The sequence below is a fragment of the Streptomyces sp. NPDC092952 genome (genome assembly GCF_044754785.1).
Lineage (GTDB): Bacteria > Actinomycetota > Actinomycetes > Streptomycetales > Streptomycetaceae > Streptomyces.
Window position 1 is genome coordinate 123,956 of record NZ_JBIVPT010000004.1, and the last position, 23,788, is coordinate 147,743.

General features: G+C 74.4%; 17 protein-coding genes. 2 read left to right on the plus strand and 15 right to left on the minus strand.

Annotation, left to right across the window (positions count from 1 at the left end):
* Positions 1-117: 117 nt before the first annotated feature.
* Complete coding sequence (locus ACIQGQ_RS11595) at positions 118-1,119, plus strand: helix-turn-helix transcriptional regulator (RefSeq protein ID WP_402393734.1); 1,002 nt, start codon at positions 118-120, stop codon at positions 1,117-1,119.
* A gap of 88 nt (positions 1,120-1,207) precedes the next feature.
* Here ACIQGQ_RS11595 and ACIQGQ_RS11600 read toward each other — a convergent pair whose 3' ends face one another.
* Both ACIQGQ_RS11600 and ACIQGQ_RS11605 read right to left on the minus strand, forming a co-directional pair.
* Positions 1,208-1,477 carry a hypothetical protein gene (locus tag ACIQGQ_RS11600; RefSeq protein WP_402393737.1) on the minus strand — a complete coding sequence of 90 codons (270 nt, stop codon included), beginning with the start codon at positions 1,475-1,477 and terminating at the stop codon, positions 1,208-1,210.
* Positions 1,474-2,724 (minus strand): amidohydrolase, encoded by a 1,251-nt coding sequence (locus ACIQGQ_RS11605; protein WP_402393739.1) that lies wholly within the window; start codon positions 2,722-2,724, stop codon positions 1,474-1,476. Before ACIQGQ_RS11605 ends, ACIQGQ_RS11600 begins: the two co-directional genes overlap by 4 nt.
* A gap of 205 nt (positions 2,725-2,929) precedes the next feature.
* Here ACIQGQ_RS11605 and ACIQGQ_RS11610 point away from each other — a divergent pair, with 205 nt between their 5' ends.
* On the plus strand, positions 2,930-3,106 hold the full coding sequence (locus ACIQGQ_RS11610) for a thiazolylpeptide-type bacteriocin (protein WP_352276917.1): 177 nt from the start codon (positions 2,930-2,932) through the stop codon (positions 3,104-3,106).
* A 122-nt stretch (positions 3,107-3,228) separates the two neighbouring features.
* On the opposite strand, the gene ACIQGQ_RS11615 is transcribed toward ACIQGQ_RS11610, so the two are convergent.
* The 13 genes from ACIQGQ_RS11615 to ACIQGQ_RS11675 all read right to left on the minus strand — a co-directional run bounded on the left by ACIQGQ_RS11615 (position 3,229) and on the right by ACIQGQ_RS11675 (position 23,683).
* Complete coding sequence (locus ACIQGQ_RS11615) at positions 3,229-5,238, minus strand: TOMM precursor leader peptide-binding protein (protein ID WP_402393742.1); 2,010 nt, start codon at positions 5,236-5,238, stop codon at positions 3,229-3,231.
* Positions 5,235-5,990 carry an ABC transporter permease gene (locus ACIQGQ_RS11620; protein WP_402393745.1) on the minus strand — a complete coding sequence of 252 codons (756 nt, stop codon included), beginning with the start codon at positions 5,988-5,990 and terminating at the stop codon, positions 5,235-5,237. Before ACIQGQ_RS11620 ends, ACIQGQ_RS11615 begins: the two co-directional genes overlap by 4 nt.
* 53 nt (positions 5,991-6,043) lie before the next feature.
* On the minus strand, positions 6,044-7,009 hold the full coding sequence (locus ACIQGQ_RS11625) for an ABC transporter ATP-binding protein (protein ID WP_402393747.1): 966 nt from the start codon (positions 7,007-7,009) through the stop codon (positions 6,044-6,046).
* A 39-nt stretch (positions 7,010-7,048) separates the two neighbouring features.
* On the minus strand, positions 7,049-8,173 hold the full coding sequence (locus ACIQGQ_RS11630) for a M50 family metallopeptidase (protein ID WP_402393749.1): 1,125 nt from the start codon (positions 8,171-8,173) through the stop codon (positions 7,049-7,051).
* Complete coding sequence (locus ACIQGQ_RS11635) at positions 8,170-9,243, minus strand: lantibiotic dehydratase C-terminal domain-containing protein (RefSeq protein WP_402393752.1); 1,074 nt, start codon at positions 9,241-9,243, stop codon at positions 8,170-8,172. The genes ACIQGQ_RS11630 and ACIQGQ_RS11635 overlap by 4 nt, the downstream gene beginning before the upstream one ends.
* A complete protein-coding gene (locus tag ACIQGQ_RS11640) occupies positions 9,240-11,981 on the minus strand; it encodes a lantibiotic dehydratase (protein ID WP_402393755.1) in 2,742 nt (913 codons plus the stop codon). The genes ACIQGQ_RS11635 and ACIQGQ_RS11640 overlap by 4 nt, the downstream gene beginning before the upstream one ends.
* Before the next feature lie 48 nt (positions 11,982-12,029).
* Positions 12,030-13,610 carry a nitroreductase family protein gene (locus ACIQGQ_RS11645; RefSeq protein ID WP_402393757.1) on the minus strand — a complete coding sequence of 527 codons (1,581 nt, stop codon included), beginning with the start codon at positions 13,608-13,610 and terminating at the stop codon, positions 12,030-12,032.
* A gap of 14 nt (positions 13,611-13,624) precedes the next feature.
* Positions 13,625-15,592 carry a TOMM precursor leader peptide-binding protein gene (locus tag ACIQGQ_RS11650; protein ID WP_402393760.1) on the minus strand — a complete coding sequence of 656 codons (1,968 nt, stop codon included), beginning with the start codon at positions 15,590-15,592 and terminating at the stop codon, positions 13,625-13,627.
* Entirely contained in the window at positions 15,582-17,930 is a 2,349-nt protein-coding gene (locus ACIQGQ_RS11655; RefSeq protein WP_402393763.1) for a TOMM precursor leader peptide-binding protein, read from the minus strand. Before ACIQGQ_RS11655 ends, ACIQGQ_RS11650 begins: the two co-directional genes overlap by 11 nt.
* 5 nt (positions 17,931-17,935) lie before the next feature.
* Positions 17,936-19,816 carry a BTAD domain-containing putative transcriptional regulator gene (locus tag ACIQGQ_RS11660; RefSeq protein ID WP_402393766.1) on the minus strand — a complete coding sequence of 627 codons (1,881 nt, stop codon included), beginning with the start codon at positions 19,814-19,816 and terminating at the stop codon, positions 17,936-17,938.
* A gap of 11 nt (positions 19,817-19,827) precedes the next feature.
* Positions 19,828-20,037 carry a hypothetical protein gene (locus ACIQGQ_RS11665; RefSeq protein WP_402393769.1) on the minus strand — a complete coding sequence of 70 codons (210 nt, stop codon included), beginning with the start codon at positions 20,035-20,037 and terminating at the stop codon, positions 19,828-19,830.
* A 272-nt stretch (positions 20,038-20,309) separates the two neighbouring features.
* Entirely contained in the window at positions 20,310-22,898 is a 2,589-nt protein-coding gene (locus ACIQGQ_RS11670) for an ABC transporter permease (RefSeq protein WP_402393771.1), read from the minus strand.
* Complete coding sequence (locus ACIQGQ_RS11675; protein WP_402393774.1) at positions 22,895-23,683, minus strand: ABC transporter ATP-binding protein; 789 nt, start codon at positions 23,681-23,683, stop codon at positions 22,895-22,897. Before ACIQGQ_RS11675 ends, ACIQGQ_RS11670 begins: the two co-directional genes overlap by 4 nt.
* Positions 23,684-23,788: the final 105 nt, after the last annotated feature.

Here is a 23,788-nt window from a genome sequence, read left to right on the forward strand (position 1 = left end):
CCGGCCCGCACACAGTTGTGTCCTGGGTCCTCACAGAAAAGAACCCAGCGTCTACTCTTTGGCCGAAAGATTCCACATGGCAGGTGCGGGGGCAGGCGTACGGCAGCGGGGGCACACGTGGGCGACAACGAGATGTCCGTGTTCGGAGTCTCGGCGGCCGAGGAAGCGGTGTACCGGCATTTCCTGCGCAACCCGGGCAGCACCGTCCAGGACGCGCAGTTGCTGCTCCACATCACCCCGAGGACCGCGCGCGACTGCGTCGGACGGCTCCGGGAGCTGCGGCTGCTCCACCCCGAGGAATCCGGCCAGGAGGTCTTCCCGACCGATCCGGAGACCGCCGTCGCCCGGCTGATCGACCAGCGGGTGCACGCCCTGCACCAGGAGTTCCAACGTGTCACCCGGTCACGGCACGTCATCGACGGTCTACGCGCGGAGCAGCTGACCCGCAATCCGCCCCCGCTCGGGATCGAGCAGCTGGAGGGGCTGGCCCAGATCCGCAACCGGATCGACGACCTCGCGTTCTTCGCGCGGGAGGAGATCCTCTCCGTGGAGCCGTACACCAAGCTGTCGGCGGAGAACATCGCCCGGTCCCGTCCGCTGGACCTGCGCTGTCTGCGGCGCGGGGTGAGGATCCGGAACGTGGTGGTGCGGGAGGCGCTGCGGGACCGGGCGACCGCCGCCTACCTGCGGGAACTCGTCGAGCACGGGGCGATGATCCGGGTGACGGAGCAGAGCGCGGAGCGGCTGCTGGTCTACGACCGCAAGGCGGCGCTCGTCCCGCTGGACCCGCACGACACCTCGCGCGGTGCGCTGCTGGCCCACCGCAGCGGCCTGGTCAGCAACATCATCGCGCTCTTCGAGAAGATCTGGGACCAGGCGACGGACCTCGGCCGGGCGGACGACGCGGTGGCCCGGGAGGCCCCGGAGGAGTGCCTGTCGGAGACCGAGCGCCGGGTGCTGGTGTCCATGTGCTCGGTGGGCAAGGACGAGGCGGGCGCGCGCGAGCTGGGCGTGTCGGTGCGGACGTACCGGCGGCACGTCGCCGATCTGATGCAGACGCTCGGCGCCGCGAGCCGCGCCCACGCCGCGCTGCTGGCCCGGGAACGCGGCTGGATCTGACACCCGGCCGGGTCGGACAACACGGCTGGATCCGAACGGTCCGGTCCGGGTCGGTACGTTCCGGGGCGGTACGGCATGCCCGCCCCGCTCAGGGGCCCTCCGCCCAGCCGGTCAGGGCGCGGTCGGCGAAGGCTCCCGCGACCCGGCGGCGGACCTCGCCCCGGTCGACGGAGCCGTCCAGGTCGATCCGGAGGTCGATCCGGTCGGGGCCGACCGTGCGGGGTGTGCAGAGCCAGTGGGCGGGGAGCAGGCTCAGCAGGCGTACGACGGTGGTCTCGCCGGTCGCGGCGGTGGCGTCGCGGCGGACGGCGACCAGGTCGACGTAGTGGCCGTCCGCGTCCGGCCCCCTCCCCGTCATGCCCGGCCCCCTTCCGGTGGGGCCAGGAGCCGCCGGGCGGCCGTCGCCATGGCGGTGATCCCGGTGGGCAGGGCGGTGCGGGCGTCGGGGGCGAACTCCGGCGCGTGGTTCGACGGCACCGGCGGGCCGCCGTCCCGGGCCCGGCGCCACGGCCCCGCCCCGGTGGCCCCGAGCAGCCAGTAGACCGCCGGTACGCCCCCGGCGGCGTACCGGGCGAAGTCCTCGGTGGCGGTGATCGGTCCGGTGCCGGTGACCCGGTGCGGGCCGAACACCTCCTCGTGGGCCCGGCGCACCTCGGCGGTGGCGGCCGGGTCGGTCGGCAGGGCGGGCGAGCGGGCGGTGACGGTGATCGCCGGCTCCTCCGGGCAGCCGGCGGCCGCGCACTCGGCCCGGACGATCCGCTCCACGGCGGCCACCATCCGGTCGACGGCCGGTTCGGTCAGGGCCCGGACGCAGAGCGAGAGCTCCGCGGTGGCGGGGACGACGTTGCCGGGGCCGCCGGCCCGCAGGGCGCCCACGGTCAGCACGGGCCGCTCGGCCGGGGCGGTCTCCCGGGCGACCGAGGAGTGCAGCCGCAGCACCGTCGCCGCCGCGGTGAGGACCGGGTCGACGGTGAGGTGCGGCGTTCCGGCGTGGCCGCCCAGCCCGTGCACGGTGACGTCGACCGAGGCGCCGGCCGCCATCAGGGGCGTGCCCGGGTCCGCGACATGGGCGAGGGTGCCCGCGGGGGCGGGCGAGGTGTGCTGGGCGAGGACGGCGTCCGGGGTGCCGAAGCGCTCGTAGAGGCCGTCGGCCAGCATGTCCCGCGCCCCGGTCAGGGTCTCCTCGGCGGGCTGGCCGACCGCCAGGACGGTGCCCCGCCAGGCGGACCGGGTCCGGGCGAGCGTGTCCACCGCGCCGGCGAGCGCGGCGAGGTGGAGGTCGTGGCCGCAGGCGTGCGTCACCCCGGGCACGGTGCTCGCGTAGACCAGGCCGGTGCGTTCGGTGACCGGGAGGGCGTCCAGCTCGGTGCGGAGCAGGACGGTGGGGCCGTCCCCGTTGCGCAGCACGCCGACGACGCCGTGGCCGCCGACGTCCCGGGTCACCGCGCAGCCGCTCGCCGCCAGCCGGGCGGCGAACAGGGCGGCGGTGCGCCGCTCGGCACCGGACGGCTCGGGGTGGGCGTGGACGTCGAGATACAGCTCCAGGGCCGGACGCAGAACCTCCCGGTCCACCGTGGACGTGGCGGACGTGACCGTCTCCCGCATGTCATCTCACCTCGTTCCGCCGGGTGGGCCGCATCAGCGTGCGCCGTCCCGGCTTCAGTAGTACGGCGTTCCACTGACAGGGGGTGTCAGCGGTCTGACAGCGAAACCGCTGCCGATCCGACAGCGCCCGCCGCTGGAATGGGCCGGACGCAGGGGAACGGCGCCGGACAGGCCGGTCCGTCCCCGGGAACCAAGGGAGAACACCATGGCCCCCAAGACCGAGCTCGCCGCCCTCGCCGACGAGATCCTGGAGCTGGAGTCGGAGACCTTCGAGATCTCGGACTACTCGGACGCCGCCGAGGTCGTGCTCGCCGGTTCCACGTCCTGCTCCTCGACCTCCACCTGCTCCAGCACCACCAGCACCACCTCCTGCTGCGCCTGATCCGGCCCAGCGGTCTTACGGTCCGGCGGGACCGGGGCCCTTCCCGTGCCAGGGGCACGGGAAGGGCCCATGTGCTGTTCACGGGGGCCTCGGGAGTCGCCGGGGCCCGGGAGTCACCGGGGTCACGGGAACGGGTGCGGGACCCGCTTGATCCCGGACTCCGGCAGGTCGTCGGCGCGGCGGCCGGCGGCCCGGAGCGCGGTGCGCAGCCGGGGCATCAACAGGGCGCGCTGCCGGTTCCAGCCGAAGTCCAGCGGCAGCAGGCCGGGGACGACGGCGGCGACCGTGTGCAGGCCCATGCGGCGCTGCTCGGGGGTGGTCTGGTCGACGGCGACGACGTCGTGCCCGGCGGCGGCGAGCCGGTCGCGCAGCAGGTTCAGATCGTCCAGCAGGTCCCCGGTGCGGGGGCGGCGGGGCTGCCAGTCGGCGAACGTGTCCGCCAGTGGACGCATGTCGACGGGTTCCAGGTACTCCCGGGCGTGGACCGCCATCTCCGGCAGCCCGTAGAGCTGGGCGTGGTCCTTGAGCTGTCGCACCCGGCCGAAGTCGCTTGTCATGGCGGTGAGTTCGGCGTGGCGTTCGGCGACCTGGTAGGGCAGGTGCGGGATGTAGGTGAGGACCTCGGAGAGCGCGGACTCGACGGTGGCCTCCGGGTCGAATCCGGCGGCGGCGGCGAACGACAGGGTGCCGTACCCGCCGTCCCGGCGGACCGCGAGGGCGGTGACGACGGGCACGTCCAGGTCCATCCGGGTGTCGAAGGCGTGGACGTCGTAGCCGTGCAGTCCGGCCCGGTCGATCATGGAGCGGACGGCCGGGGAGCGGCAGGTGGTGAGGTCGATCGCGGTGAGCGGGGTCCGGCCGTGCCAGGCCAGCAGGAAGGCGTCCCGTTCGACGAGTTCCAGCAGCCCGTAGAGGATCGCCTCCTCCGGACTGCCCCCGGTGGCACAGCCGTTGGAGCATTCGAAGACGAAGTTGTCGGCCTCGACGCCGGCGCTGTAGTGGGCGAGCCGGGCGGGGACGAGGACGGGCCGGTCGTCGCGCAGGGAGTGGCCCCACACCCAGGGGATGGGCCGGTCGGGGTCGAACGGGGAGACCATCGGGTCGTTCGCGTAGGTCTCGGGGGCGTAGAGGCCGCAGGCGGCGGGGTCCACGGCGTGGTCGGCGAGGCGGTGGTAGCTGTCGACGACCGGGGTGGTGCCGCGCCGGCGGGTGGTGCCCGCGTACCGTTCCAGGCCCTCCAGGTGGGCGAGGAGGCGGCTGGTGTCGTAGCTGTTGGCCTGGCCGCTGAAGGTGACGTCGTTGAGTCCGGCGTAGCCGCGGACGAAGTGGGTTCCGGCGGCGGGGGCGGTGGTGGTGGAGGTGGGGTTGATCCAGAGGTCCGAACCGAGGGTGCCGCAGACCGGGTTGACGAGCGCGGCGGTGGGCAGCGGGTACGAGGACAGGGGGCGCAGCCGGTAGCCGTCGGGGTCGGGCTTGGGGGCCGGGCCGAGGTGCATGCGGGCGGCCCCGGCGGTGTCGGGGACCTGGCGCACGCAGGAGGGGCAGAGGGGTTCGGGCAGGATCGGGAAGGTCGCGGTGGCGAGGGTGGCCAGGTCGATCCGGCTGACCCGGGGCAGGGCCCGGTCGGCGGGGGTGGTGTCGGACGCGGTGGCCTCGGCCGGGCCGTGGGCGGGGGCGCCGAGGGCCGCCCGGTAGAGGGCCCAGACGGCGTCGGCGGCGTAGGCGGTGAGGACGGGCCAGTGGGCGGCGCCGTTCGGGGAGCCGCCCAGCTCCAGGGCCTCGCGTTCGGAGCGGCTGCGCAGCCGCTGCCAGCGCATGGCGAGGCACTGGCCGCAGGCGGTGGCGTCGGGCCCGCCGCCCCAGGGGCCGATCAGCACGGCGCGGGAGGTGAGCTGGACGTTGGCGGCCGGGCGGAGCTCCGCGTACGGGTCGGGGGCGCCGTGGCCGAGGGTGTCGGCGGCGCCGAGCGGGACGACGAGCGGGGCGGGCAGGGCGGCCGCGTCGGACGCCGCGCGGTGGCGGCGGGCGAGTTCGGCGTGGAGGGCGGTGCGGGCCTCCTCCAGCGGGGTCCCGCCCCGGACCGGCGGCGCGGGTACGGCCGGGGCCGCCGGTGCGGCGGGGGCCGTCGTCATGACTTGTCGCTCCAGCGGAAGGTCTTCAGGGCGACGGCGCCCAGCACGACGGCGAACCCGGCGAGGACCACGCAGGCCAGGCCGATGTCGCCGTTGGTGCCGTTGCCGGTGAGGGAGCCGGAGATCCCGTCGTTGAGGTAGCGCAGCGGCAGCACCCGGGAGAGGTTCTGCATCCAGCCCGGCATGGCGTCCAGCGGGAAGAACGAGCCGGACAGGAACGCCATCGGGATCATCAGGCAGTTGGCCACGGCGGCGACGGCCTCCGGCGTCTTCGCGTAGCTGCCGACGATGACGCCGAGGGCGAGGAACGCGGTGATGCCGAGGACCAGGACGGGCAGTGCGAGCGGCCAGCGCCCGTCCACCTCCAGGCCGAAGGAGGGCAGCATGGCGACGGCCACGAAGAGCACGGACTGCACGGCGCCGATGGCGAGGGCCAGCACGTACCGGGAGGCGAGGACGGCGGAGACCGGCGTCGGGGTCATCCGGATGAGGCGCAGGATGTCGTCGCGCCGCCACTGCATGAGGACGAAGCCGACCCCGAACACGGCGGCGTTGCCGACGCCCCAGGACAGGACGCCGGGGGCGATGTAGTTGATGTAGGGGCGGCCGCTCTCCTCGACGGTCTGGCCGTGGAAGATCAGGCCGAAGACGACGAGGAAGATGAGCGGGAAGGCGAAGGTGAAGAAGAGCGTGGTCTTGTCGCGCGTGTAGGCCCGGTATCCGGCCTGGCTCAGCGCCGCGTATGCGCTCATCGGGGTTCTCCGTATCACTTGCTGAGGTCTGTACGTGGGGGGCGGGCCGGGGGTCAGGAGGCGTCCGGGGTACCGGAGGTCAGCGCCAGGTAGACGTCCTCCAGGTCGGCGGTGCGGGTCTGCACGCCCCGGAGCCCGGCGAGGGCGTCGACCGCGGCGAGGACCTTGCCGGATTCGAGGGTCTCCAGCACGAGGGCGCCGGGCTCCTCGGTGACGGCGTCGACGCCGTCGATGGCCCGCGCCTGCTCGGCGGTGAGCCGGTCGTCGGGGACGACGAGGCGGGTGGTGGGCGCGGCGGCGGCGATGAGGTGGGCGGGGCTGTCCAGGGCGACGACGGAGCCCTCGACCATGATCGCGACGCGGTCGCAGAGTGCCTCGGCCTCGTCGAGGTGGTGGGTGGTGTAGATGATGGTGCGGCCCTCTCCCTTGAGTTCGCGCAGCACCTGCCAGAGCGCGCGCCTGGCCTGCGGGTCGAGGGCGGCGGTGGGTTCGTCCAGGAAGATGAGTTCGGGTTCGTGGACGAGGGCGGAGGCGATGGCCAGGCGCTGGCGCTGGCCGCCGGAGAGGTCGTCCACCCGGACGTCGCCCTGTTCGGTGAGGCCGACGGAGGCGAGCGCCCGGTCCGCCGCCGCGTTGTCCGTCCGGTAGAGCGCGGCCATGGTGCGCAGGTGCTCGCGGGCGGTGAGCCGGACGAAGAAGGCCGATGTCTGGGTCTGCACGCCGAGCCGGGGCAGCAGCTTCGGATCGCGCGGCCAGGGGCTGGTGCCGAGGACGGTGACGGTGCCGGAGTCGGCCTTGCGCTGCCCCTCCATGATCTCGACGAGGGTGGTCTTGCCGGCCCCGTTGGGTCCGAGCAGCCCGAAGAACTCGCCGCGCCGCACGGTGAACGACACCCCGTCGACGGCGTGCCGTTGACCGTACGTCTTGCGGACGGCGTCGAGGACGACGGCGGCGCCGGACCGGTCGTCGTCCGGGGCCGTCTGGTCGCCCGGGGAGGCGGAGGGGGCGGTGGGGGTCATGGACTTCTCCTTGCGAGGTGCGGGGGGCCGGGCGGCGGGTCAGGTGGTGAGCAGATGGCGGGCGGCGGCCACGACGGCGGCGGCGACGGCGGCGAGCGCCAGCACCGCCGCCAGCCCGTAGGCGCGGTAGGCGGCCCTGGCCGGGCGCGGGTAGTCGCCCGCCGCCGGGTCGCGGCGGGCGGCCAGCCGCAGGTAGGCGAGGGTCGAGGCGGCCAGTTCGGTGGCCCCGCAGAGCTGGCTCGCGATCCGGTACCCGTCCAGCGGGGGCAGCGGTACGAGCATGGCAAGCGCCTGCACACTGCCCAGGAGCAGCAGCGCGCCGAGCGCGTCGTGCGTGGCGGCGTCCAGGGGGGCGAACAGCCACAGCGCGCAGAACGGGAGCAGGAACAGCAGGTTCATCACCGCACCGGCCACCGCTGTCTGGATGCGTTGCCAACGGGTGCCGAGATAGAGGTAGTTGTCGACGGTGCAGTACATGATGATCACGGGCAGCCGCCAGCGCAGTCCGATTTCGGCCACGGTGCCGCCGTGGTGCCGGGCGACCACCCCGTGGGCGAGTTCGTGCAGCGCGGTGCTGAACCAGAGGAGCGTGGCGGCGCCCACCAGGAGCACCGGATTGGTGAACAACTCCTTTGTCACGTCCAGGAGTTCACCGATCCGTACGGCGACCAGGACCTCCATCGCCAGCACCAGGGCCAGCAGCGGCAGCAGGAAGCCAGGGACCAGCAGGAAGCCGACGGCCCGGTGCAGCCGGTCGGTGGTGGCGTCGGCGTCCGCGACCAGCCGGATGCTGCCCTTCAGCAGTCCGCGCTCCGGCGGCTCCGGCGCAGCGGCGGCCTCGGCGGCGGGCGCGGGCGCCCCGGCGAGCAGTCCGCGCGTCCCGAGCATCCGCAGGATCTGCTGCCAGCGGGCGCCGTCCAGCCTGCGCCCGTACTCCTTCGCGTACTCCTCGCCGAGCTCGGCGAGGGTGCGGCTGCCGTCCATCCGGGCGATCAGGAAGTGCTCCTTGGGGCCGACCTTGAAGGAGCCCCCGGCGGCGGTGTCCTTGATCAGGTGGACGGTGGCCGCGCCCTGGAGGAGGGCGTCGCTCAGCAGGACCCGGGGGCCGAGCGCGGGCCGGTACTCGGCGAGGCCCGGGGCGGCGCCGGGCGGGGTGGCGCTCATCCCGGCTCCCGCAGCGCCCGGCCGAGGACGTGCGAGAGGTAGGCCTCGTCCCGGATCGTCACATGCAGCCGGTTGTTGGTCATGTGCATGTACGGGGAGAGGAGCAGCGGCAGCGAGACCGCCGGGTCGGTGACGCGCTCGTCGCGCTCGCCGTCCCAGGAGCGGAACACCAGATCGCCGTTGCGGCTCAACCCGACGGCCCGTTCGCGCAGTTCGGCGCAGTGCTCGGCCCATCCGGCGAGGAAGCCGGGCAGCCGGGCGGCCTCCCCGTCGCCCGTGTCCGTCCCGTCCGCCCCCGCCGTGGCGGCGCGGACGCGGGCGAAGCGGGCGGCCAGTCCGGGCGCCATGGCGGCGTAGTTGCGGTCGTACTCGTCACTGCCGATGAAGCCGGTGCCGGGGAACGCCTTGTGCCAGAACTCGTAGTAGCTGTCAAGGTAGTCGGCGAGTTCGGTGCGGTCGGGGAGGAAGGCCGCGGACATCACCATCATCAGCTGCGCGGAGGTGCCGAGCAGCACGGTCCGCAGGTGCAGGTTCTTCGTCCGGAACGCGTCGATGACCAGGTCGCTGGAGTGCCGGAAGTGCCATTCGGCCAGCTCGATCCCGGCCGGTCCGCCGTACTTGCCGTACTCCGGCTCGTACGGTTCGGCGCTGCGCGAGTTGTTGGGGCGCAGCCGCATCCGGCCCTGGTCGTCGGTGTAGTGGCCGCGTTCGGCGCCGGGGAACTCGATGTCGAACAGGGTGTTGTAGAAGTCGTTGAGGAAGCCGGAGTCCACCTCGTACAGGGCGGGGCGCTCGGTGAGGAAGGCGTCGACCGCCGCTTCGGTGCGGCGCCGGACCTCGGCCTCGGCGGCGGGGCTCGCGGGCTTGATCCGCAGCCGTACGTGCGGCCCCTCCAGCCAGTAGTTGATGAAGAAGTAGCCGTCGATCAGGCCGTCCGCGTCCAGCTCCTCGATCAGCGGGCGGACGCACTGGGTCAGCATGGGGCGGGGGTTGGCGGCGTAGAAGATGTGGGTGGCCTGCCAGGCCCCGGCGGTGGTGGTGGCCTCGGATACGGGTGGTGCCGTGCTCATGACGGGTCTGTCCTTTCGGCCGGGGCGGCGGGGGTGGCGGTCTCGACCGCGAGTTCGGCGACGTGGTGGCCCCGGCCGGAGACGGTGTGCAGGCCGTTCTCGTCGGGGAGCATCTCCCGGAACACGACGCGCGCCTCGGCCGTCCTGATCAGGGCCTCGAACGCGGCCAGCGAGAGGGTGCTGTCGAAGTCGAGGTACGAGGGCTTGGCACCGGTCGCGCCGCGCGCCCCGCTGTCGGCGACGGTCGCGAAGACCCGGTCCGGCAGTCCGTGGGCGCGGCGGAACGCCTGCCAGTCCAGGAACCAGTCGTCGTCCGCCCGCCCCGGTCCGCGCAGCGGCAGCACGGCAGCGGGCGCGCTCCAGCTGCGCCGGGCGAGCACCACGCTGCCGTGCCGGACCCGGGGCCGCGTGGTGACCCCGTCGACGGCCACGCCCTCGGGGACGCCGCCCCACACGTTCAGCGGGGACATCGAGGTCGGCGAGAGCAGCAGCAGGGTGCGGGGCAGTTCGGGCAGCGCGAGCGGGACGAGGTAGCCGAGGTAGACCGGTACGACCTCCTTGCCGAGCCGGGTGGAGCGCAGCACCAGCCGGTCCGCGTCGCGGTCGTGGACGAGGTGGAGGTCGTCCAGGTGGATGCGGTTCTCCTCGGGGAGGGTGCCGCGTTCGCCGGGGCAGACGATCTCGTAGTCGGTGAGCCGGCCGTGCAGGTTGAGGTTGCTGGTGACGGGGCCGCCGGTGACCTCGGCGAGGACGGCGCCGTCGGGCAGCAGGTCGGCGGTGGCGGCGTGGAGCTGTTCGGCGAGTCCGTCGAAGAGGTGGGTGAACCGGCTGAACGGGAAGGACACCCCGCCGTAGGAGCGGTTGAGCACCACGAGCGGGTCGCCGGGCCGGTCGGCGATCTGCACATGGTGGGCGAGCGGGGTGAACTCGGACCGCAGGGTCGCGAGTTCGGCGGCGACCTCGTCCAGCAGTTCGCCGTCCACCCGGATCTCGCCGCCCCGGCCGGGGTCGGCCTCCCAGGCGGCCCACAGGGCCCGCATCCGCTCGACGAAGGTCTGCCGGGCGGTGTCGAGGGCCTTGAGCTGGGGCAGCCCCAGCCAGTTCTCCTCGGGGACGTAGTCGCCGTCCGCGTCGAAGGCGGTGCGCTTGGCGGTGAACGACATGTACTGGTCGAAGAAGTCCTCGTGGAAGTCGTGGACCAGCTTCAGCAGGTCGTCGCAGCGGCCGCCCTGCCCGTACCGGGCGAGGAAGAAGCCCTTGAACGTGACGCGCTGCGGCAGGGTCAGGTCGAAGGCGGGCAGGACGCGCTCCACCGCCCCGAGCGGGGCGGCGGCGAGCCGGTCCCAGGCCGCGGCGGAGAGCTCGGTGTGCCGCCCGGCCGCCACGTCCTCGTAGAGCAGGGTCTGCGGGATGCGGGCCGCCGCGCCCAGTTCCTCCTCCTGGAGGGTGCGCAGCGCGTCCCTCAACCCGCCGAGGAGTGAGCGGCGTTCGTCCGGGGAGGCGTCGGCGAACCGCTCGATCCCGGCGGCCGGGCCGTCCAGGTGTCCGGCGAGCCGGTCGGCCCAGGGGCGGCCGAGGCCGCGCAGCGAGTCCTGGAGGGCGCCGAGCGGGTCGGTGTCGTGGACCTCGGTCCGCAGGCACGGCACCTGCACCATCCCGATGTCCAGCAGCGCCCGGAGGTACTGGGCGCACTCCTGCGGGTCCGCGCCCCGGTCGGCGGCGAGCCAGTCGGCCAGCTCCCCGTACCGGAGGGTGTCGTGCTCCTCGAAGAGGCCGAGGAGGCGTTCCAGGGTGCCGCTGCGGCGCAGGAAGAACAGCCGGTCCTTCACCGCGTCGAAGGTGACGGCGGTGGACTCGTCGCCCTGGGTGACCCAGCGGCGCACATAGCGGACCCGGTCGTCGTCGCGGCCCCAGCCCGAGGCGGGGGCGACCGGGAGATCGGCCCGGCGGACCGGGTCGGCGACCACGGCCTCGGTGAGCCGGCCGATCGCGGCGACGTTCAGCCGGATCCGCCCGTCCCAGACGTCCTCGACCCGGGCCCGCAGGTCCTCCTGGCCACCGTCGGAGAACGTGCCGAGGGCGACCCCGGTGAAGGTGGAGAACGGGCTGGTCTTGCAGGCCGTGCGGTACAGGTACGAGAGCAGCGAGCGTTCGATCTTGCGCTGCTTCTTGTCCGGCGCGGCGGCGGCGTCGGAGCGGATGTACGTGTCGAGCTGGGCGTCCAGGGCCGGGGAGGCGAGCAGCAGCGCCCGGCGCAGCCGCTCCTCCCCCGCCAGCGCGCGCAGCCGGGCGCGGGCCTCGGCGGTCTCCCCGGCGAGCAGGGCGGCGCCCCGGGCCCGCCGCTCCTCCAGGCGGTGGCGCCCGTCGAGCCAGGCGGCCAGCGCGTCGGCGGTCTCCGCACCGGCCGCGGTGCCGAGGCCGCGCATCAGCTCCCGGGCCCGGTCGGCGGCCCCGGGGCGGGGCAGGCGGTTGTTGAAGATGTCGCGGCGCAGCGCGAGCAGGGTGCGGCGCAGCGCCTCGTCCTCGCTGCCGCCGACCAGGTCGTGGATCAGGTCGGCGAGCCGTTCGCCGTCCGCGCGCACCCGGTCGGTGGCGTGCAGGACGTCGTCGGCCCAGCGGCGGCTGTCCGGGCAGCGCAGGCCCCGCACACTGTCGAGCGGCAGCCCGGCGACCCGCAGCATGAAGCGGGGGCGGGTGGCGGCCGCGGGGGCGGCGGGGGCCGGGTGGTCCGGCGTCATGACGGGGTCTCCCCTTCTCGTTCCGGCTCTGTCGTCGTACGCACGGGCTCAGGCGATCTCGTACCGGAAGTCGGCCGGGGCGGGCCGCTCGTTGCCGATCATCATGATCAGCAGCGGGGCCTCGCCGGTGCCGTCGAGGCCGAGTTCCTCGATGTACGAGATGTTGTCGAAGCCGAGCGCGACACCGCAGCCGACGCCGAGCGCGGAGGCGGTGGTGTACGTGGTCTGGGCGATCGCCCCGACGGTGGCGTTGACCAGGCGGTAGCCCCGGTCCCCGACGGCGTCGAGGACGGCGTCGGTGCGGACGGTCGGCACCAGCACGGCGGCGGCCTGCTCCAGGTTGTAGTTGGACAGGAAGTAGTTCTTCTGGAGGAAGGCGCCCGGCGCCCCCGCCTTCACCAGGCGCAGCTCGTGCGCCTCGGGGTCGTACTCGTACGCCCCCGGCTCGATCCCTTCGACGTGTCCGACGAAGGCGTAGAGCTTCGCGAGCCGCTGCCCGCCGGTGTCCCCGCCGATCACGGACCCGGCCACCGAGGCCGCCAGACAGGACGCCAACTGTTCGGTCGCCATGGGGTGTTGGGCGTCGAACCGGCCGAAGCTGCTGCGCCGCTCGCGCAATGCGGTGCGTACGTCGACGGTGAGCGGCGGGCAGGGCGGCAGCGCGGTCACCGGCCGGTCCGGCACGGGCGGGTGCGCGGCGGCCGGGGCGAGGACCGCGGGGTCGGGGCGTTCGGTGGCCCCGGCGGCGGTGACGGCCTGCATCCGGCGCAGCGCGTCGAAGGCGAGGACGGTGCGGGAGCGTTCCCGGTCGCGGTGGCGGACGGCCACCGGGACGTCCGGGGCGGGGGTGCGTGCGGGCGCCGCGCCGGTCCACCGGAGCGGGACGACGGCGAAGACGCCCTCCTCGGCCGTGTCGACGCCGAGCAGCCGCCCGAGCCGCTCCTCGTCGAACCAGAGCGCGGGCTCGACGGACAGCCCGCGCGCCCCGGCCCACATCCGCCAGGTCTGGAGGCAGGCGCCGAGGTCCATGGTCACGGCGTGGAAGGAGAAGTTGTTGTACTTGAAGGCGTTCTGCCAGTACTTGATGGACAGGACGAGGTACTGGTCGGTGTCCGGGCCCGGCGCCCCGTCGCCGAGCGCCGCCCGCACCTCGCCGGTCACGTCGCCGGTCAGCAGCCGGCGCATGGCGTGGTGCCGGACGGAGTAGTAGTGCACCCCGGGCGGTACGGGGGCGCCGGGCCCGGAGACCCAGTGCACGGCGACGGGGTAGAGGCCGCCGCCGGAGGCGGTGCCCCGGGACCAGTTGGCGAGCGGGTAGAACGGCAGGGCGTTCAGGTCGGTGTTGGTCTGGACGCCGAGGCGGCGGCCGGTCAGCCCGTAGGAGTCGCGGAGCATCCCGGACAGCAGCGGGAGGTCGAAGGCGCCCTCTTTGCGGGCGGCCCGCCCCAGTCCCCGGTCCAGGCCGGCGTCGGCCGGGTAGCCGCAGTCGGGCAGCGGGAGGCTGTCGGTGCCGGGGTAGAACTTCGTCTTGCGGGGCCCGTCCGACCAGTTCGGCACGAAGTCGGCGGGGTCCATCGGGATGCGGCCGCGATGCAGGATCGCGTCGGCGTATTCATGGGCGTACCCCATGGCGGGCTCCTCGGTCACGGGAAGGGGTGCGGGGCGGGGTTGAGGTCGGCGTCGGTCAGGTCGTCCCCGCGCAGTCCGGCGGCGCGCAGCGCGGTGCGCAGCCGGTCCATGCCGAGGGCGCGCTGCCGGCTCCAGCCGAAGTCGATCGGCAGCAGCCCCGGCACGAGGACGCTGACCGTGGTCAGGCCCAGCCCGCGCTGTTCGGGCATGGTCTGGTCGACGACGATCACGTCGAACCCGGCGGCGGTGACGGCGTCCACGCACCGGTCCAGGTCGGTGCGCAGGTCGTCGGAGACCGGGAGCACCGAACCGTTCCCGTACAGCTCGTCGAAGGAGTGCCGGGGCGGGCGGGGGGCGCCCGGGGCGCCGAGGAGGAAGTCGGCGTGGCGGCCCATCTCGGGGAGCCCGTAGACCAGCGGGTGGTCGTGGAGCGCCTCGACCCGGTCGAAGTCGGCGGCCATGGCGCGCAGCCGGTCCCGTTCGCGAGCGGTGCGGTGCGGCAGGTTGACCGCGTCGGTGGCGATCTCGCACAGGGCCCCGGCGAGTGCCGCCTCCGGGTCGAGCCCGGCCCCGGCGCCGAAGCACATCAGGCCGGTGCCGCCGTCGCGGCGGACCGCGACCCCGGTGACGACCGGGACGGGGAAGGTGATCCGGGTGTCGAAGAAGCGGGCCTCGTAGCCGTACATCTCCAGCCGGTCGATCATCTGCCGGGTGGCGGGGCGACGGCTGGTGGCGGCGTCGATCTCCGGCAGCGCGGCCCGCCCGTACCAGGCGAGCAGGAAGGCGTCGCGCTCGACGACCTCCATCAGCCCGAAGTAGACGGCCTCCTCCAGGCAGCCGCCGGAGGCGCAGCCGTTGGAGCTCTCCTGGACGAACCGGTTCTCCAGCCCGGGGGCGTGGTAGTACGCCAGGATCTCCGGCACCAGGACCGCGCGCCCGTCGCGCAGCGACCAGCCCTGCACCCAGGGGACGGGCCGGTCCGGGGCGAAGGGGACGACGCGGGGGTTGGCGCGGTGGAAGGCGTCCGCGTACAGACCGCAGGTGCGGGGGTCGAGCGCGTGCTCGCCCCGGGCCCGCAGGGCGTCCAGCGAGTCGGTCGTCCCGGCCCGCCTGGCCCGGGAGCGCATCCCCGCGTACCGCTCCAGCCCCTCCAGCACCCCGATCCGCATGGACTCGGCGTACGTGTCGGCGTGTCCGCCCCAGAAGGTCTCGCGCAGGTACTCCCCCGAGCGCATGGAGAAGCAGCCGATCGTCGCGGACGTGGAGGTGGAGGAGACGTCCTGGACGACGGACGGTCCGAGCGAGCCGCACACCGGGTTGGCGTAGGGCTCGACCGGCAGGTCGTACGCCTCGATGTCCCGGACCCGGAAGCCGCCGGGGCGGCGCTTGGGCGCGGGGCGCAGCACGAGTGCGGCCGCCTCGGGGGTGTCCGCCTCGACGGTGCCGCAGCGCGGGCACTCCGGGTCGGGCACCAACGGGTAGTGGCGGACCGTCAGTTCCGCCAGGTCGACCAGGTGGACCGCCGGGCGGCCGCCGGTGCGCGGGCCCTCCCCGGCCAGCCGGGCGGCGACCAGACCGGCCAGCGCGTGCACGGCGAAGGGCGCGGGGTACGGGGACTCCCCGGCCGCCCGGGTGCCGGAGCCCAGCTCCAGCGCCTCGCGCAGGGCGACGGAGCGGACCGCCTGCCAGCGCCGCTCCAGGCAGCGCGCGCAGCCCGGCGCCCCGTCCTCCGGCGCGAACGGGCCGACAACGGCGTGCCGCCCGTAGAACCGCACGGGCACGGCGCCCGCCTTCCCGACGGCCCCGCCGTACGTGTCCGCCGCCTCCGGCACGTCGGCGAAGGCGTCGCGCACCCCGAGCGGGGCCACGTCCAGCGGGGGCGGGGTGCCGTACCGGGCCAGCGCCTCCCGGAGCGCCGCCGCGAGGGCCTGCGCGGTCCCGGACAGTACGGGGGCCTCCCGGACCGGGGCGTCAACGGGCATCGGTGCCGCCCGCCTTCCCGTCGGCGCCGCCCGCGTCCGGCACGGCACCGTCGACGGTGAGCAGCACCCGGGCCGTGCTGATGCCGCCCGCCGCGAGGTCGGCCGGGGTGGTCGGCAGGTACAGGGCGTCCCGGCCGGCTGCCCGCAGCGCGTCCAGCACCGCGTCGAAGGTGGTGTCGGGCCCGTCCACCGCGACCGGTGCCCCGGTCACCGCGACGCTGCCCGCCGCCAGGTCCCCGACCAGCGGGTCGCCGGTGTCCACCGGGCCGGCCGGGTCCTCGGCGGCGAGCTGCGCCTGCCCGAGCAGGTCCCGCAGCGCCGCGCAGGCCGCCGCCCGGCGCGAGAGCCCCGCGCCGACCGCCCAGCGGCCCCGGGCGCTCCCGCCGTCCGCCTCGCGGGCCAGCACCACATGGGCGGTGGTGCGGGCCTGCTCGCCCAGGTCCAGCAGTTCGACCGCGAGGTCCAGGTTGGCCGCGGACTTCAGCAGGAAGACCAGCTCGGGGTCGTCGCCGTCGGCCGCGACCGGGCGGACCCCGGTGGCGCCGCGCACCGCCCGCAGCAGGGCGTCGTGGGCCAGCGCGGACATCAGCCCGGTGCCCGCCGCCTCCCGCGCGTCGGCCCCGGCGCCCGATCCGGCGACCGTCGCGAGGTGCAGCCGCCCCCGGTTGTCCGGGCCGAACGGCCGCACGGCCGCGGCGGGCACCCTGGCCGCTTCCCCGCCGGTCAGCGAGGCGACGGTGGTCCAGGCGTCCGGGACCGCCCCGGTGCCGCCGCCGGTGGTCAGCGCGTCCGGCCCGAGGACCCGGCCCGCGCCGCCCTCGTGGGCGGACCCGGCGGGCGGCACCACGTGCTCGACGTAGGCGCTCGCCGCCGCGTACAGGGCCCGCATCCGCGCCCCCGCCAGGTGGTGGACGTCGAAGGCGGCGATCCGGCGGCGCCGTCCCGCCCCGAGGGCCACCTCGATCCGGCTGAGCTTCAGCGGGGTCTGGGTGAGTGCCTCGTCGTCCCAGCTCCGGAAGATCCCGGTGTGCGGGCGGACCATGGACGCGCTGATCCGGTTCAGCTCCTCGACCAGCTCCTCCGCGTCGCGGGCGGTCTCCACGGTCGCGGTCACCGGCAGGGCCAACCCGTCCGGGAGCGCCCCGGCGGGCTCCGGCGCGGCCGCCTCCGCGCAGCGCGCGCAGCGGGGGTGCGGGGCGACCGGTTCGGCCATGACGTCCAGCGAGGCGAGGTCCTGGATGAGGACCTGGCGGTCGGTCTCGGCGGGCAGCACGCCCGTGGTGAGGCGGAAGATCTCGTACCCCAGCAGGTTCCCCACCATCGCGGCGACCGGCCCGTCCACCGTGTCCGTGGCGGCGGGCACCGCCCCGGCCGCCGCGCCCCACAGCTCGGCCGCCGCGCCCGCGTCCACGTTGCCGCCCAGGCGCAGCACGGCGCAGGACCAGCAGCCGGTGGAGGCGGCGGTGGCCAGCGGGCCGACCACCAGGCGCTCGGCGAAGAGCCAGGCGGGGATGAGGGTGCGGCCCTCGGGCACCCCGGCGGCCAGCAGCCGGTGGGTGCGCGGACCGGCACCGGCACCGGTCACCACGACGACGTCGTAGCCGTCCAGCGCGGCCCAGTCGACGCCGGTCCCGTCCCCCGTTCCGGTCCCGGTTCCTGTTCCGGTGGTGATGCGGGGGGCGTGGGCGGCGGCCTGTTCCGCCTCGGCGGTGACGTCGTCGAACGCGGTGGTCGTACCGATCCGCACGCAGCCGTTGCGCAGCAGGCTCAGCGCGCACCAGCGGGCGATCTCGTCGTCGCCGAGCACGGCGACCCGGGTCGCGCGGAAGCGGGCGAACCGTTCCGGTGCCCGGTCGGTGTAGTGGTCGACGTAGGCGATCTGGGCGGCGAACCGCTCGGCCACGTCGTCGTCGACCGGGGCCGGCCCGCCGGCCGGCTCGGGCACGTCGCGGGCGAAGTCCCGGGCGTAGAGCGTCCGGACGAGCTCCGCGGCCATCGCGCGCTGGGCGGGGCCGAAGCCGGAGCAGAGGTCGGCGAGCCGGTGGTGGCCGGTCAGGTGGGGCACGACGAGGGAGGCGAAGCGGTAGGCGGTGCGCCCGGCCAGGTGGAAACCGCCGTCGGCGTTGTGGAAGAGGACCCCGCCGGGGGTCTCGGTGAACAGCACGTCGCGGCGGATCCGCGGCCGGGTCCCGGCCAATGTGTCGAAGACCGATGCGGTGGAGGCGGGTTCGGGCCCGGCGGTCGCGGACTCCGGTGCGGTCGCGGATGCCGGTGCGGCGGGGTCGGCCGTCGGCGCGGCGTCGGGGGCGCGCTCGGTGGTGGCGGCGGTCTCGGCCATGGGGGTCACACCTTCTCTGTGCGGCGGATGCGTTCCTGGTCGGTTCTCCGTGCGTGGGCGCGGAGCAGTTCGTGGATGCGGTACGGGCCCGGCGGACCGTCCTCCAGCAGCCCGGCGTCGGCGAGCCGTTCGAGCACCGCTTCCGGGGTGCCGGGGACGTCGTCGGCGGTGAAGGCGGGCCCGGCGCCGGTCGCGGCCCGGTGGAACGCCTCGGAGAGCCTCGGGTCGAGCCGGGCCAGCGCCCCGTCGAGGACGGCGGGGACGGACAGGCTCGGGGAGTCGGGGAGGACGAGCCGGGCCAGCGGGTCGTCGCCGAACCAGTCGACGGCGTCGCCGAGCGACAGCGCGGGCCGGGTGAGCAGCCGGGCCGTCAGGATGCGCAGGGCCAGCGGAAGGTGCCCGCACAGCCCGGCGAGCCGGCGGGCCGCCTCCGGTTCCGCCTCGACGCGTTCGGCGCCGAGGACGGAGACCAGCAGCGCGTACGCCTCGGGCTCGGTGAACACCGAGAGCCGGTGCACCCAGCCGCCGTGCGTGGCGACCAGCCCGGCCAGCCCCATCCGGCTGGTGACGACCACCGCGCCCCGGGCCTGGGCGAGCGCGGGCAGCAGCGGGCGTACCTGGTCGGCGTCCACGACGTCGTCGAGCACCAGCAGGACCCGCGCCCCGCCCGCCTCGTCCGTACCGCCCGTGTCTCCCGTTCCTGCCGCGCCGAGGGCCGCGTGGGCCTCGGCCGCCAGGTCGGCGGCGGGGCGGGCCTCGCCGTCCGGGCGGGTCGCCGTGACCACCGCGCGGCCGCCGGGGAAGGCGTCCCGCACCAGGTGGGCGACGTGGTGGGCGAGGGCCGACTTGCCGACGCCGGGCGCCCCCGACACCAGGATGATCGGCGGCTGCCGGTCCCCGCCCGCCCCGGTGCCGGCGGCGTACGCGGTGAGCCGGGCGGCCATCGCGGCGGTCTCGGCCTCCCGCCCGGTGAAGTCCGGCACCGGCCGGGGCACGGCGGCCTGCGGCACCGGGAAGGCCGCCGGGACCACGGGGGCCACGGCCGTACCGTCGCGCACCACGGACACCTCGCGCACCGGCACCGGTCCCTGCTCCCCCGCCGCGATCACCGTCCCCTCCAGCACACCCACCGCCGCCCCGGGGCCCAGGTCCTCGCCGCGCAGGATCGCGAGTTCCAGCTGCTGGAGGGCGGGCGAGGGGTCCACCCCCAGCTCGTCCAGGAGGAACTCCTTGACCCGCCGGTACTCGGCGAGCGCCTGGGTCTGCCGCCCGGTCCGGTACAGCGCCTCGATCAGCTGCTCGTGGAGCCGCTCGTGCCCCGGGTATACGCGCGTAGCGGTCCACAGTTCGACGAGCGCCTCACCGTGCCGGCCGAGCCCCAGCAGCAGGTCGCAGATCCGTTCCACACTGCGCAGCCGCTCCTCGGCCAGCCGCGGCACCTCGTCCCGGTGCAGGACGTCGGAGCGTACGTTGGCGAGCAGCGCGCCCTGCCACAGCGACAGCGCGTCCTTCAGTTCGAGGAGTTCGGCCTCCGGGTCGTGGGAGAGCAGGACGGCGCGGCGCACCTGTTCCCGGAAGCCGAGCAGGTCGAGGGTGTGCGGTTCGGCGGTGATCCGGTAGCCGCCGGGGACCGCCTCGATGACCGTCTCCGTCACGCCGTGCTTGGTGAAGAGCCTGCGCAGCCGGAGGACGCAGGTCTGGAGCGCGGCCTTGGCGGTGGCCGGCTGCTCCTCGCCCCAGACGGCCCGCTGGAGGTAGTCGGCGGAGACGACGGAGTTGGCGCGCAGGAGGAGCGCCGCCAGCAGGATGGTCGGTTTCGACGGCTGGAGCACCACGGATTCGGGGCCGTCGGCGAGGGTCAGGGGCCCGAGCAGCTGGAACCGCATCGGCCGCGGTCCTAGTCCCAGCCGTTGACCAGCTTGCACACCGGGACCGGCACGGAGACCGGCAGTCCGGCGAGGACGGCCTCCACGTTCTCGCAGGCCCGCTGGGTGCCCTGCGCGGCCCCCGGCCGGCCCGCCGCGTCCCCGGGGGCGGCGGAGGCGGTGGAGGCGCCGAACAGGAGCCCGGCAAGGGCGATCCCGGTGACCGCTGCGGTACGGATCACGCGGGCCGACCGACATGAAAGCGGAGAACTGAACACGTGTGTCCCCTTCGGCGGTGTCGTCCTGCCGGGGGTGTCCCGGCAGGACGACGATGCCAGCGGCAAGGGCGCGGCAGCAGGGGCCCCGGTGTCAGCATGCTGCACCGGTCGCGGCAGCTTCGTGCAACGCGGTGGCCGAACTCCGTTGATCTACCGGGGTGTACGCGATCCGGCCCCGGAGTGTTTGGAGGAACACCCCGGGGCCGGATGCGGCCAGTCTACGCGGACCGTACGGCTCAGCCGTCGGCGGCGATCGCGTTCAGGACGTTCATCCGCCCCGCCCGGAACGCCGGGACCAGTGCGGCGAACAGGCCCACGAAGGCGGAGGCGACGAAGACCGTGAGGATCGTCGGCCACGGGATCTCCAGGACGTCCAGCCCCTCCAGGGCCAGCAGCCGCTGGGCGGCGGTGCCCCAGCCCATGCCGAGCCCGAGGCCGAGCAGGGCGCCGAAGACCGCGATGACCACGGACTCCAGGCGGATCATCCGGCGCAGTTGGCGGCGGGAGAGGCCGATGGCGCGCATCAGGCCGATCTCCCGGGTCCGTTCGACCACCGACAGGGCCAGGGTGTTCACCACACCGAGCACGGCGACGATGATCGCGAGCGCCAGCAGCCCGTAGACGATGTTCAGCAACTGGCCGATCTGGTCCTTCAGTTCCTGCTTGTAGTCGGCCTGGTTGCGCACCACGTACTGGGGGTACTTGGCGAGCGTGGTCTTGAGCGCGGCGTACGTCTCCTTCTCCTTGCCGTCCACGGCCTTCGCGAACAGGAGCATGTCCTGCGGCATGGCGTCGGCGGGGACGTACCGTTCGGCGGTCCGGAGGTCGGTGTACATCGCGCCCTTGTCGATGTTCACGTCGTCCGAGGTGATCGCGCCGATCCGCAGCTTGGCGGTCTTCCCGTCCCGGAACGCGACGGTGAGCCGGTCGCCGACCTCGACGTGGTGCTTCGCGGCGTAGCCCTCGCCGACCGACATGGCGCCGGGGGCGTAGGCGTCGGCGAGTTCACCGGAGACGGTCTCGCGGCGCAGGTCGTCCTTGTACGTGGGGTCGACGGCGGAGAGGCCCTGCTTCTCGGTGGTGCCGTCGGGGGCGGTCACCCGGGCCTCGACGCTGCGGTAGCGGGTGACGTGTTCGAGGCCGGGTACGGCGGTGACGGCCTTCGCCGCCTGGTCCACGATCGGGGAGCCGTCCCCGGCGGACTGGACGATGAAGTCGGCGCCCACGGAGCGGTCCAGTTCCTCGGTGGCCGAGGCGACCATGGAGGAGCCGACCACGGAGAGGCAGGCGACCAGCGCGAGGCCGACCATCAGGGCGGCTCCGGTCGCCCCGGTACGGCGCGGGTTGCGCAGGGCGTTGCGTTCGGCGAGCCGGCCCACGGGGCCGAACACCCGCAGCAGGACGGCGCTGAGCACCCGGACCACGAACCCGGCGAGCAGCGGGCCGATCACGATGAAGCCGACCAGGGTGAGCAGGACGCCCACGCCGAGCGGGAGCGAGCCGCGGCCCGCGTCGTCGGCCCGTGCCGCGGCGACCAGCGCGGCGCCGCCGCCCAGCGTGAGGACCAGCCCGAGCGCGGCCCGGACGCGGCCGGTGCGGCCGTCCGACGGCGTACCGGAGTCGCGGAGCGCGGCCATGGGCGAGACCTTGCCCGCCCGGCGGGCCGGGAAGTACGCGGCGACGACGGTGACGACGACGCCCAGCACCAGGCCGGTCACCGGGGTCGTCCAGGCGACGGTGAGGTCGTCGGTGGACAGTTCCATGCCCACCGCGCCCATCAGCTTCATCAGGCCGACGGCGAGGCCGATGCCCGCTCCGACCCCGAGGAGCGAGCCGACGGTGCCGAGGAGCAGCGCCTCGACCAGCACGGACCGGTTGACCTGCTTGCGGCTGGAGCCGATGGCCCGCATCAGGCCGATCTCGCGGGTGCGCTGGGCGACCAGCATGGAGAAGGTGTTGACGATCAGGAAGATGCCGACGAGCAGGGCGATCCCGGCGAAGCCGAGCATGGCGTACTTCAGTACGTCGAGGAAGGAGCCCATGGAGTCCTTGTTGGCCTCCGCCGCCTCCTTCTGCGTCCGGAGCTCGTAGGCGGCCGGGTCGCCGACCGCCGTGGCGACGTCCTTCTTCAGCCGCTCGTGGGAGACGCCGGTGTCGGCGGTGACGTTGACCAGGCTGAAGACGTCGTCCCGGCCGAGCAGCATGCGCTGTGCGGTGGCGGTGTCGAAGTAGACGACGGCGGCACCGGGGTTGGTGATCCTGAAGGTGGCGATGGCGCTGATCCGTGCCCGGATGTCGCCGTGGGGGGTGATGGTGCGCAGTTCGTCGCCGAGCTTCAGGTGGTGCTTGTCGGCGGTGTCGGCGTCGACCATGACCTCGGTCGGGCCGCGCGGTGCGTGGCCGGAGGAGATCTCCATCGAGCGGAGGTCGTTGCGGGTCCAGTTTCCGGCGATGGTCGGGGCGCCGGTGGTCGAGCCCATGTTCTTGTCGTGGCTGTCGACGACGGTGACGGACATGCTGGTGACCGCGCCCTCGGCGCTCTTCGCGCCGGTGGCCTTCGCGGCCCGTTCGACGACGGAGGCGGGGACGGTGGCGGGCTTGCCGCCGCGCGGCCCCATCGGGTCCTCGTCCTCGGCGGTGCGGGGGCCGACGGTGACGTCGGCGGACGTCGCGGCGAAGAGCTTGTCGAAGGTGGTGCTCATGGTGTCGGTGAAGACGAGCGTGCCGCACACGAACGCCACCGACAGCAGGACCGCGACGGCGGAGAGCGCCATGCGTCCCTTGTGGGCGAGGAAGTTCCGCCGCGAGGTCTTCCAGACGGTCATGAGGTCCGCCCGCGCGCGTCGAAGTCCTTCATCCGGTCGAGGACCTGGTCGGCGGTCGGGTCGCGCATCTCGTCGACGATCCGCCCGTCGGCCAGGTAGAGGACCCGGTCCGCGTAGGAGGCGGCCACCGGGTCGTGGGTGACCATGACGATGGTCTGGCCCAGTTCGTCGACCGAGCGGCGCAGGAAGCCCAGCACCTCGGCCCCGGCCCGCGAGTCCAGGTTCCCGGTCGGTTCGTCCCCGAAGATGATCTCCGGCCGGGCGGCCAGGGCCCGGGCCACCGCGACGCGCTGCTGCTGGCCGCCGGAGAGTTCGGTGGGCCGGTGCTTCAGCCGTCCGGTGAGCCCGACGGTGTCCACGACCTGCTGGAGCCAGGCGGCGTCCGGGCGGCGGCCGGCGATGTCCATCGGCAGGGTGATGTTCTCCAGGGCGTTGAGCGTGGGCAGCAGGTTGAACGCCTGGAAGATGAAGCCGATCCGGTCGCGGCGGAGCTGGGTGAGCTTCTTGTCCTTCAGGCCGGTGATCTCGGTGTCGTCGAGGAAGATCTGGCCCGAGCTGACGGTGTCCAGACCGGCCAGGCAGTGCATCAGGGTCGACTTCCCGGAGCCGGACGGGCCCATGATCGCCGTGAACTCTCCCCGGGCGATGTCCACGTCGACATGATCGAGCGCGACGACCCGGGTCTCCCCCGCCCCGTAGGCCTTCACGACCTGTCGTGCCCGCGCGGCAACGGCCGTGCGTCCCGCGACACCCCCACGGCTGGGAACGGTTACCGCCGTTGTCACGATATTTCTCCTCTGTCGGCCGATGCCGGGAACGGCTCGGTGTTGCGTACGGAATCCGGTGCCGGAAACAGCCCGACACCTGCGCGTCCGGCCCATCCCCCCGGG